This window comes from Cryobacterium sp. PH31-O1 (genome assembly GCF_030063455.1).
In the GTDB taxonomy this organism is placed as follows: Bacteria; Actinomycetota; Actinomycetes; order Actinomycetales; family Microbacteriaceae; genus Cryobacterium.
On the sequence record NZ_JASITB010000005.1, the window covers coordinates 92,954 to 103,399 of the forward strand.

Here is a 10,446-nt window from a genome sequence, read left to right on the forward strand (position 1 = left end):
ACGTCGTGCGGTGGCTGAATGCTTCGATTGTGCGAGCATCAGACACTGTGGTGCGGAATTGAACTTGCGTGCGGTGGTGTTGGCGTGCGGTGGTGCTAGTTTGCGAACATCTTGCTGTGACGATTCCCTCTACGGTACCGAGGTGCGGGGCTTGCAGGCCTGACATTCGCGTGACCGGTTTGGCGTGTCGGTCGAGCGGCCAGAGCCGCAGGTGAGCGACTGACTCCAGACGACAACTTCGCCGCTTTGTGCCGGAGTCAGTCTACGACCTACTGAGTCAGTCGGCCCAGCGCGGAGCGAATCAGGCTGCCGCGGATGACCTCGAGCTGGCCGGCGATCTCGACGGCCATTTCCGCGGCCTTGGCCCGGCTCGAGGCGTCTTTGCGGCGCGCGAGCGGCACGAGGGCGCTTTCGATGAGTCCGAGTTCGCGTTCGGCGGCCCCGCGAAAGCCACGGAGGTGGCGCGGCTCGATGCCGCTGCGCTGCAGCTCGACCAGGGCGCGCAGCACGGGCAGAACGCCGTCACCGTAGTGCTCGGCGGGCAGGATGATGGAGGCGGAGACGGCGTCGTGCAACAGGGTCGCGGACGCGCCGGCCTCGCGCAGGAGTTCGTCGCGGGTGAGGCGACGCACGGTTCCGAGCATCGACGGCCCCGGGGCGGTTCCGCCCGGCAGCGCGGGCGACAGGCCGGCATCCAGGTCGTCGAGATAGGAGCGGATGACTTTCAACGGCAGGTACTGATAGCGCTGCATCGACAGAATCAGTCTCAGACGGTCGACGTCACTGGTGCAGAACTTGCGGTAGCCGGATTCCGTGCGGGCCGGAAAGACGAGCCCCTGTTCTTCCAGGAAGCGCAGCTTGGACGGGGTCAGGTCGTTGAATTCCGGGGTGAGGCGTGCCAAAACTTGCCCGATGCTGAGCAGCGGCGCCGATCCGGGGACGTGAGCTTTCGCCGCCGACACAGACACGGACCGGGCCTGGGCGGAATTTGCCGCCACTACTCGCTCGCCGCGCGGGCGAGGTCGAGGCGCGAGGCGTAGAAGGTGAGGCGGAACTTGCCAACCTGCACCTCGGCGCCATCCGTCAGCGCAGCGGTTTCGATGCGCTCACCATCGAAATAGGTGCCGTTGAGCGAGCCGAGGTCTTTCACCGCGAAGGCGGTCCCGTTACGCAGGAACTCGGCGTGACGGCGCGACACTGTGACGTCATCGAGGAATATATCGGCGTTGGGGTGGCGACCGACGCTCGTGAGATCGGCGTCGAGTAGAAATCTGGCCCCGGCGTTGGGTCCGCGCCGAACGACCATGAGAGCCGATCCGGAGGGCAGCGCCGCAATGGACTCCTGCTCTTCAGCCGTCACGTTCGAGTCGATCGACGCGATCTGGGCGGCGAACTCCTGGCTGAAGTTCATCGTCGTGTCGGTGCTGAGCATGTCGTGCACCGTCGTGGATTCGCCGGGCATTCCGCTGTCGGAGGATGCTGGGGTGGACTGCGCCTTGCTGGGCATTGCTTCGCCTGTCGTCGGGTTCTCTGGCTGATCTGTGGGCACGGGCTCGTTCTGCTCGTCGGAACTATGCTTTCCGGATAGATCGACCATCATGCACCTCCTATCCTTCCAGCGTATCGGAAGATACACCCTCAAGGACCCTGGGCAGCCGAATCACGCGCATCGTTTCAATGGCGTAGATGATGCCTGCCCACCAGTAGACGAAAGCACCCCAGATGGCGAAAGCCCACCCCACCGGCTGCGACCACCATTCCAATTGCGGAAAGGCCTGCCCGAGCATGATCATCGGCAGGGCGTAGAACAGGCAGAAGGTGGCCACCTTGCCCAGCTGGTGTACCGGCAGCGGGCCGAAACCGAAGTTCGCGAGGATGATTCCGAGGACCAGCAGGAACACGTCGCGTCCGAGGACGACCAGAACGATCCACCACGGCACGAGGTCACGCCAGGCCAGCCCGATCAGCGCGGCGAAAATATAGAGGCGATCCGCGGCGGGGTCCAGGAGCTGGCCGAGCCGGGTGATCTGATGCCAGCGGCGGGCGAGAAAGCCGTCGAGCCAGTCGGTAAAACTGGAGATGCTGAGCACGACGAGAGCCCAGGCATCCGCTCCCTGGGCGAGCAGCACGAGGAACACCGGCACCAGAAGCAGGCGCAGAAAGCTGAGCACGTTGGGCAGGGTCAGCACCCGATCGCTGACGACTCCGTTCGCTGCCCCTGTCACATTGCTGAGTCTATCGAGACGAGACGCGATCAGCGGAGCCGCCCGCGCAGGGCCGGCCAGCTTGAGGCGAAACCGGGGTGGAGTTCGAGCGCGCTCACGGCATCGGACGATACCCAGCGCAGGGCGATGCTTTCCTGATCGCTGATGACGGGTTCGAATTCTTCAATCGCCTCCACCACAACGGTGGTGTACGACCAGAAACCCAGGTCGAAGAGGGAGGTGAACTTGAGCTGCACCAGATCGGCGGGTACGCCAGCCTCCTCTCGGGCTTCGCGCAGGGCGGCCTCGATCGCTGACTCGTTCTCGTGGCGGGCACCCCCCGGCAGGCCCCAGGTGTCACCGAAATGACTCCAGACCGCACGGTGCTGCAGCAACACACCGAGGCGTGGGTGGTGCACGAGCAGTCCGGCCGCGCCGAATCTGCCCCAATATTTTCGGCCGTCGGGTGCGTGCACCCACGCGTCACCGCTGTCACGGTTCGGTGCCGGCTGCGGGAGGGCCGACCCACGCGGGTCGGTCAGGTCAGCGCCCGAACTCTCAGTCATGCACTAAGCATGCCCGTCCCCGGCGAGAAAACGAATTCATCCGCTCTAAATGGATATGATCGCGTGCACGGGGGCGGTACCGAGACGCAGACGACCGTGCAGCTCGGTGAGTTCGAGCACGACGCCGACGCCGGTCGGGATGTAACCGGCCCGTTCGATCAGGCGTGTGGTGGCCGCGATGGTGCCACCGGTCGCGAGCACATCATCGAGGATGAGCACACGGGTACCCGCCGGAAGCTGACCGATTTCGAGTTCGAGCCGGGCCGAACCGTATTCGAGGTCGTATTCTTCGGTTAACACCGTGCCGGGCAATTTGCCGCCCTTACGCACGGCGAGGACGGCCACGTTGGCGGCGTAACCGACGGCCGCGGCCAGCAGAAAACCGCGCGCTTCGATGCCGGCGACGGCGTCAAAGCGCCCGCGGTGCTGGTCGGCCAGGTCGTCGATGATCGCGCGAAACGCAGCGGCATCGGCGAAGACCGGATTGAGGTCGCGGAACAGGATGCCCGGCTGGGGAAAATCGGGGTATGAGGCCAGGAGGGCCTCGACGTGCGCGGCAGCCGACAACGGCGACGAGGGCAGCGGGGAGAGTTGAGTCACTGATTCATCTTAACCGGATGACCGGGCTGCGACTGCTTCCTAGGACGTGACCGTGCCGTTGGGCAGCTTCTCCGCAGAGGGCATGACGGCGATCGCGCTCATCGCGTCGAGAAAACGCACCACGGCCAGCTGCTGGTCAGCGGTGAGCTCGAGGGCGACCTGCATCAGCTGGTCGTGCGTTCCCGCCAGCGCTTGGCGCATTTCTTCATGCGACGACTGGCTGGCAAAGAGTCGTTGCGCCCGACCATCGTCGGGGTTTACCTCGCGGCGAATGTGACCGGAGGCCGAGAGCCTCGAGAGGAGCTTCGCGGTGGCTGCCGACGAAATGCTGAGAAATTCGCTGAGATCTTTGGGGCTGGCTACCCGGTGCTGGCGTTCGCAGGCGATCAGGTGACGAATGGCCATCAGGTCCGTTTCGTTGACGCGCATCTCCGCCTGGGCTCGATGACGCATGGCGGCGTCGGCCACTCGAAACCGGCGCACGGCACGTAAAACTTCTAAAGCCGAAGAAACCCCCATTTTCTTAGGGTCATACCAGTACGCACCCTGCGCTGGGGGTTTACGCTCATCGTGGGACATAAGCCCATGGTAACGTGGGCAGTCGCTAACTTGGTTAGTTATTTAATTGTTAATCAGCTTGAACCGAGAAGGGAAGCCCCCGTGCAGACCGCCGACGCTCTTGACGAACGTGTGATCCTTCTCGACGACGAGGGACGTCACATCGGCACCGCGCCTAAGCACAGCATGCACGGATCAGATACCGTGCTGCACCTGGCCTTCTCCTGCTACGTTTTCAATTCGCTCGGCGAAGTACTCGTTACCCGCCGGGCCTTGAGCAAAAAAGCCTGGCCGGGAGTGTGGACCAACTCGTTCTGTGGGCATCCGCTGCCCGCCGAACCGCTCACGCAGGCGGTCGAACGCCGGGCCAGTTACGAACTCGGGCTTCAGATTGAAGCGATCGACCTGGCCCTGCCCCTGTTCCGCTACCGCGCCACGGACAGCAGCGGCATCGTTGAGAACGAGATCTGCCCGGTCTATCTGGCCAGAACCGACCAGGAACCGACGCTGAACCCCGACGAAGTGGCCGAATACGTCTGGACCCGCCCGGCGGATCTGTACCGCGCGATCACCGACGCCCCGTGGGCGTTCAGCCCGTGGATGGCCTTGCAGGTGCACGAGCTGGACAGTTTTCGTGCTTGACACCGTTCCGGCGGGCGTCGAGACCGAACTGACCCGGTTCTTCGCTGCAGCGCGCCTGCGAGCGACCGATTACGGCGAACACTATGTGGCACTGTGGGATTCGCTGGAACAGGCCAGCAGTGGCGGTAAACGCGTGCGCCCGGCGCTGGTTTTGGCAGCCTACGCCGGTTTCGGCGGCCGCGACCAGTCCCTCGTCGCTCCGGTCGCTGTGAGCTTTGAACTGCTGCACACGGCGTTTGTCATTCACGACGACGTTATCGACCGTGACCTGGCCCGCCGAGGGGTGGCCAACATCGCCGGCCGGTTCAACGACCGCGCCCTGACGCACGGCGCCGCCGCCGATCAGGCCGGGGTCTGGGCTGTGGCCGCTGCCATTCTCGCCGGCGACCTCGCGCTCAGCGAAGCGCACCGTGCGCTCGCCAAACTTCCCGTCGACGTGCGCACCCGGTTGCGCCTGCTGGACCTGCTCGACCGAGCCGTGTTCGTCTCGGCGGCCGGGGAGCTGGCCGACGTCACCAACAGCTCGGCGCGGCATCCGCTCACCGTGGCCGAGGTCATCACCACCCTCGAGAACAAGACCGCCGTGTACTCGTTTGAAGCGCCGCTGCAGGCCGGGGCCGTGTTGGCAGGGGCATCGGCCGAAGCGATTCGTCTGCTTGGGCGCTACGGGCGCCTTGTTGGCGTGGCGTTTCAACTCACGGACGACCTGCTCGGGGTGTTCGGCGATCCGGTGAAGACCGGCAAGAGCGTGACGGCTGACCTGCGGGAGGGCAAGCAGACCGCTCTAATCGCCCACGCTGGAGGCACAGAGAGCTGGTCGCTCATTGCGCCGTACCTCGGCAAGATCGACCTGAGCGATGAGGAAGCCGAGCGGGCCCGCGAACACCTGCGGGCCTGCGGCGCGAAGGCGGCCGCTGAAGGGCTCGCCTACGACCATTCCCGACTGGCTATTGAAGCCCTCGACCCGGCCGTCATTCCCGCTGAGCTACGGGCGAGTCTGACCGAGCTGGCCGGCGCCGCCGTTAACCGGGCCCGGTAATGGGACCGCTAATGGGACCGCTGCGAACGTCGCCGCGAACGAGCGACACTCAGACCAACCTGAACAAGTACGCGAAAACGGCACGGGCCAGTTCGACGACCGTGATCGGCCAGTACTCCACCTCGTTCGGGCTCGCTGCCCGCCTGCTCGACTCCCGGGTGCGCACTCCCGTGCGTACGATCTACGCCCTCGTGCGCATCGCCGACGAAATCGTCGACGGTGCCGCCAGCGAGGCCGGAGTCCCGGTCCACGAGCAGCGCCAGCTGCTGGACGAGCTCGAACTCGAGACCGAGCGGGCGATCGTGCGCGGCTACAGTACCAATCTCGTCGTGCACGCCTTCGCCGCGACGGCGCGGGAGTCGGGCATCGATTCCAGCCTGATCGGGCCGTTCTTCGCGTCGATGCGACGTGACCTGGACCCGGCACCGTTCACGGCCGAGGGCGTCGCCGAGTACATTTACGGCTCGGCCGAGGTGATCGGGCTGATGTGCCTGCGCTGTTTCGTGCAGGACTCACCGCGCACCGCTGCCGAACTCGCCGTACTCGAAGAGGGTGCCCGCCATTTGGGCGCGGCCTTTCAGAAGATCAACTTTCTGCGGGACCTGTCCTGTGACCGTGAGGAGCTCGGCCGCAACTACTTTCCGGGGATTGATCCGCTGAACCTGACCGACGCGGAGAAAACCGTGATCCTCGACGACATCGACGCTGACCTGGCCATCGCCAGCGGCGTGCTGCCGATGTTGCCGCCCGGCTGCCGCCGCGCCGTCACAGCAGCCCAGGGCCTGTTCACCCGGCTGTCCCACCGGCTGCGGTCGACCCCGGCCGACCAGCTACTGCGCGCCCGCATACGGGTGCCCGACGGAGAGAAACTGATGATTGCCCTAAACGCCACCCTCGGCCGCGGTGCGTGGAAGCGATGACCCGCACCATCGTGATCGGCGGCGGTATCGCCGGTCTGGCCAGCGCTGCCCTGCTCGCCAGGGAAGGCCACGACGTGACCCTGCTCGAGGCGCGCGCGCAACTCGGCGGGCGGGCCGGGGTCTGGGAAACCGACGGTTTTCGCTTCGACACTGGGCCGTCCTGGTATCTCATGCCGGAGGTATTCGAGCATTTCTACCGCCTGTTCGGCACTGACGCAGCGGAGCAGCTCGACCTTGTGAAGCTGGATCCCGGATACCGCGTGCGCTTCGAGGGTGACCCGACTCCGGTGGATGTGCTCGCCGACCGGGCCGCCAACATCCGCTTGTTCGAATCGGTGCAACCGGGCGCTGGCCGTGCGCTCGACCGCTACCTCGATTCGGCGACCGAGACCTACGACATGGCCGTGAAACGGTTTCTGTACTCGAGCTATGAATCGTTCCGGCCGTTCCTGGTGCCCGATGTACTGCGGCGCCTGGGGCGGTTGGCCCGCCTGTTGCTGCAACCGTTGAACAAATTCGTGGCCGGCTACGTCACCGACCCTCGGCTGCGCCAGATTCTCGGCTACCCGGCTGTTTTTCTGGGGTCGGCACCGAACCTGACCCCGTCCATGTACCACCTCATGAGTCATCTCGACCTCGCCGACGGTGTGCTCTACCCGCAGGGCGGTTTCGGAACACTCCTGGACAGCATCGCCGCGATCGCCAGCGCCGAGGGAGTTCGGATCGTCACAGACGCGCGGGTCACCGCGATTCGGGTGACCGACGACCGGATGATCGCCGGAGTGACCTACGTTGATGAGGCCGGCCAGATCGTGCGCCTCGACGCCGACAACGTCGTCTCCGCCGCCGACCTGCACCACACCGAAACCGAACTGGTACCGGCCGAACTGCAGACCTATTCCCAGCGCTGGTGGGACAAGCGGGTGTCTGGGCCCGGGGCGGTGCTGGTCATGCTTGGCGTGACCGGGGAACTCCCCCAGCTGAAGCACCACTCGCTGTTCTTCACGACGGACTGGGGCAAGAACTTTGGCCAGATCTTCGGCAAGCACCCCTCGGTGCCTTCGCCGGCGTCGCTCTACGTCTGCATGCCGAGCGCCACGGACGCCTCGGTAGCGCCGACCGGTCACAGCAACCTGTTCGTGCTGGTGCCTGTGCCGCCCGACGTGAACCTCGGGCACGGCGGAATCAACGGCGCCGGTTCGCGGGCGATCGAACTGATCGCGGACGCTGCGATCGAGCAGGTCTCGCGCTGGGCCGGAATCAGTGACCTGGCCGACCGCGTCGTGGTGCGGCGCACCGTCGGCCCGGCCGACTTCGCCGACGACCTCAACTCGTGGAAGGGCGGTGCTCTCGGCCCCGCGCACACCCTGCGGCAGAGCGCCTTCCTGCGCGGCTCGAACATGTCAAAGAAGATCTCGGGCCTCTACTACGCAGGCGGCACCACTATTCCCGGCATCGGCCTGCCGATGTGCCTGATCAGCGCCGAAATTCTGCTCAAGCGGATGCGCCACGACACCTCGACCGGACCGCTCGCGGAGCCGTTGCCGCCCCGGCCGACGCGGGCACCTGGGAGCCCCGTGGAGTCTGCGCACGAACGGTCGTGAGTGTTCTGTACCTGCTGACGCTGTTGTTCTCCCTCGCGGGAATGATCGTGCTGGACTGGCGCTTTCGTTTGTTCTTCTGGCGCTCCCCCGGCAGGGCGGCCCTCGTACTCGGCGCAGGGGTGTTGTTCTTTCTCGCCTGGGACCTGCTCGGCATCGGCCTGGGCATCTTCTACCGGGGTGACACGGTACTGATGACCGGTCTGCAGTTGGCGCCGGAACTGCCGCTTGAGGAGCTGTTCTTTCTTACCTTTCTCTGCTATCTCACCATGAACCTGGTGCAGGGCGCCCGGCTGGTACTGCACCGGAGGGCGGTGTGACCTACCTGCTGCTGAACGGCGTCTTTCTTGTACTCGCCGCCCTGCTGGCCGTCGTCGCGGTGCTGCGCCGCTTAATCTCGGCCCGTTTCATCGCCGCGGTCGCGGTTGCCCTCACGCTGACTCTGCTGCTCACGGCCGTATTCGATAACCTGATGATCGGGGCTGGTCTGTTCAGCTATGACCCGGAGCACATTTCGGGCCTGTTCGTCGGTCTCGCCCCGATCGAAGATTTCGCCTACCCGCTGGCCGCGGCGATCCTGCTTCCGGCCCTGTGGCTGCTGGTGGGCGGTACTACGTTAGGACGAACGGATGACTGAGCAGCTCGGCACGGCAGGATGGAAGTCCCGGCAGGTCGTGCTTTCGTCGCGACCGCTCAGCTGGATCAACACCGCCTTTCCCTTCGCCGCGGCCTATGTCGTGACGACCGGGCGCATCGACGCTCTGCTGATCGTGGGCACGCTGTTCTTTCTGATTCCGTACAACCTGCTGATGTACGGCATTAACGATGTTTTCGACTACGAGTCCGATCTGCGCAACCCCAGGAAGGGCGGCGCTGAAGGCGCCCTGCTGCATCCAGCCCTGCACCGCACGGTGATTGCCGCGGGGGTTTTGAGCGCGGGCATTGTGGGCGGGGCGATGGTCGTGCTGGCGGGGGCTGGGCATCCGCTGTCGTGGGTGGTACTGGTCGTGAGCCTGTTCGCGGTCGTGGCTTACTCGGTGCGCGGGCTGCGCTTCAAGGAACGGCCCATTCTCGACTCCATCACATCGAGCACCCACTTCGTCAGCCCGGCGGTCTACGGCCTTGCGGTGGCCGGCGCCACGATCAACTTCGGGTTGCTCGCGCTGCTGGGGGCGTTCTTTCTGTGGGGCATGGCCAGTCATGCCTTCGGAGCGGTGCAGGACGTCGAACCCGACCGCCAGGCCGGGATCGCGTCGATCGCCACGGCGCTGGGCGCCTGGCCGACGGTGCGGCTGGCAATCACGTTCTGGGCTCTGGCCGGCCTGCTCATGCTCGCGACACCGTGGCCGGGGCCGCTCGCCGCCGTGCTGGCGGTTCCGTATATTCTCGCGGCGCTGCCGTTCTGGTCGGTCAGTGACGCCGACTCGGAAATAGCCAACCGCGGCTGGAAACGGTTTCTCTGGCTCAATTTCTTTACCGGTTTTGTCGTGACCATGCTGCTGATCTACTCGGTACGGCAGGGCGCCTGAGTCCTTCTATTACAGTGAATGGATGGAGCTTACTTCTGCCCGCGTCGACAGCTGGAGCTGGGGCGTGCGCCTGTACAAGACCCGCTCGATGGCCACGGCCGCCTGCCGGGCCGGGCACGTGCGGGTGAACGGCGACAAGGCCAAGGCCGCTCAGGCCCTGCACATCGGGGACGAGGTGCGCGTTCGAAACGACGGCTTCGACCGGGTGCTGATCGTGTCGCGTCTCGTCGTCAAACGGGTCGGCGCTGTCGTTGCCGCCGAGTGTTACGTCGACAAGACTCCCCCGCCGCCGCCGCGCGAAGAGGTGGCCCTGGTGCCGATGCGCGACCGCGGCGCCGGGCGGCCGACGAAGCGCGAGCGCCGGGAGATCGACGAACTGCGCGGGCACGTCAACGAATGACGCGGTAAAAAACTGCTGCTGGTCGCCGCTTCAAACCCGCTTTGGCGGGTGTGGCCGAGCAGGCTTGGCTGCGGCGTCCGTCGCAGCAAGAGGCTGCACCGAGGGCGGCTGGGCCGACTGTAGCGGGGCCGACTGTAGTGGGGCCGACTGCAAAGCTGCGAGGGCACCGAGCGAACGCTTGATGCGCTCTTCCGCCTCGGTGTCGATGTGACTGGCAGCGAGGTTGGCTTCGCTGACCGCGCGAAGAACCTCGTCACGCTGAATCTTCACGCCGCGGGGTGCGTCGATCCCGATGCGCACACTGTCGCCGCGGGCGTCGAGCACGGTGATGACGATATCGTCACCGATGAGGATCTTTTCCCCCGGTTTGCGTGTCAGAACGAGCAT

The 10,446-nt window shown here is 65.4% G+C and carries 15 protein-coding genes; 8 read left to right on the forward strand and 7 right to left on the reverse strand.

Features of this window, described 5'->3' with window-relative positions:
- Window positions 1–269: 269 nt before the first annotated feature.
- The 6 genes from ftsR to QMK31_RS11605 form a co-directional block, all read right to left on the reverse strand.
- On the reverse strand, window positions 270–968 hold the full coding sequence (gene ftsR / locus QMK31_RS11580; RefSeq protein WP_502853037.1) for a transcriptional regulator FtsR: 699 nt from the start codon (window positions 966–968) through the stop codon (window positions 270–272).
- 29 nt (window positions 969–997) lie between these two features.
- Window positions 998–1,462, reverse strand: coding sequence for an FHA domain-containing protein (locus tag QMK31_RS11585; protein ID WP_502853122.1), 465 nt, complete (start codon window positions 1,460–1,462; stop codon window positions 998–1,000).
- A 145-nt stretch (window positions 1,463–1,607) separates the two neighbouring features.
- A complete protein-coding gene (locus tag QMK31_RS11590) occupies window positions 1,608–2,225 on the reverse strand; it encodes a CDP-alcohol phosphatidyltransferase family protein (protein WP_283501104.1) in 618 nt (205 codons plus the stop codon).
- A gap of 29 nt (window positions 2,226–2,254) precedes the next feature.
- Window positions 2,255–2,770 (reverse strand): NUDIX domain-containing protein, encoded by a 516-nt coding sequence (locus tag QMK31_RS11595; RefSeq protein ID WP_283501105.1) that lies wholly within the window; start codon window positions 2,768–2,770, stop codon window positions 2,255–2,257.
- A gap of 45 nt (window positions 2,771–2,815) precedes the next feature.
- On the reverse strand, window positions 2,816–3,370 hold the full coding sequence (locus QMK31_RS11600; RefSeq protein ID WP_283501106.1) for an adenine phosphoribosyltransferase: 555 nt from the start codon (window positions 3,368–3,370) through the stop codon (window positions 2,816–2,818).
- Between the two features lie 39 nt (window positions 3,371–3,409).
- Entirely contained in the window at window positions 3,410–3,889 is a 480-nt protein-coding gene (locus QMK31_RS11605) for a MarR family winged helix-turn-helix transcriptional regulator (RefSeq protein ID WP_283501107.1), read from the reverse strand.
- A gap of 141 nt (window positions 3,890–4,030) precedes the next feature.
- Here QMK31_RS11605 and idi point away from each other — a divergent pair, with 141 nt between their 5' ends.
- From idi to QMK31_RS11645, 8 genes are read left to right on the forward strand one after another with little or no spacing between them, the layout of a single operon-like run.
- Window positions 4,031–4,570 (forward strand): isopentenyl-diphosphate Delta-isomerase, encoded by a 540-nt coding sequence (gene idi / locus QMK31_RS11610; RefSeq protein WP_283501108.1) that lies wholly within the window; start codon window positions 4,031–4,033, stop codon window positions 4,568–4,570.
- Complete coding sequence (locus QMK31_RS11615; protein WP_283501109.1) at window positions 4,563–5,609, forward strand: polyprenyl synthetase family protein; 1,047 nt, start codon at window positions 4,563–4,565, stop codon at window positions 5,607–5,609. Before idi ends, QMK31_RS11615 begins: the two co-directional genes overlap by 8 nt.
- An 11-nt stretch (window positions 5,610–5,620) precedes the next feature.
- Entirely contained in the window at window positions 5,621–6,529 is a 909-nt protein-coding gene (locus QMK31_RS11620) for a phytoene/squalene synthase family protein (protein WP_283501110.1), read from the forward strand.
- Window positions 6,526–8,133, forward strand: coding sequence for a phytoene desaturase family protein (crtI, locus tag QMK31_RS11625; RefSeq protein WP_283501111.1), 1,608 nt, complete (start codon window positions 6,526–6,528; stop codon window positions 8,131–8,133). The genes QMK31_RS11620 and crtI overlap by 4 nt, the downstream gene beginning before the upstream one ends.
- A complete protein-coding gene (locus tag QMK31_RS11630) occupies window positions 8,130–8,450 on the forward strand; it encodes a lycopene cyclase domain-containing protein (RefSeq protein ID WP_283501112.1) in 321 nt (106 codons plus the stop codon). The genes crtI and QMK31_RS11630 overlap by 4 nt, the downstream gene beginning before the upstream one ends.
- Entirely contained in the window at window positions 8,447–8,767 is a 321-nt protein-coding gene (locus tag QMK31_RS11635) for a lycopene cyclase domain-containing protein (RefSeq protein WP_283501113.1), read from the forward strand. The genes QMK31_RS11630 and QMK31_RS11635 overlap by 4 nt, the downstream gene beginning before the upstream one ends.
- The gene (locus tag QMK31_RS11640; RefSeq protein WP_283501114.1) at window positions 8,760–9,659 is read left to right on the forward strand and encodes a prenyltransferase; all 900 of its coding nucleotides are present in this window, start codon (window positions 8,760–8,762) and stop codon (window positions 9,657–9,659) included. The genes QMK31_RS11635 and QMK31_RS11640 overlap by 8 nt, the downstream gene beginning before the upstream one ends.
- A 22-nt stretch (window positions 9,660–9,681) precedes the next feature.
- Window positions 9,682–10,059 (forward strand): RNA-binding S4 domain-containing protein, encoded by a 378-nt coding sequence (locus QMK31_RS11645; RefSeq protein ID WP_283501115.1) that lies wholly within the window; start codon window positions 9,682–9,684, stop codon window positions 10,057–10,059.
- Between the two features lie 30 nt (window positions 10,060–10,089).
- Here QMK31_RS11645 and csrA read toward each other — a convergent pair whose 3' ends face one another.
- Window positions 10,090–10,446 (reverse strand): carbon storage regulator CsrA, encoded by a 357-nt coding sequence (gene csrA / locus QMK31_RS11650; protein ID WP_283501116.1) that lies wholly within the window; start codon window positions 10,444–10,446, stop codon window positions 10,090–10,092.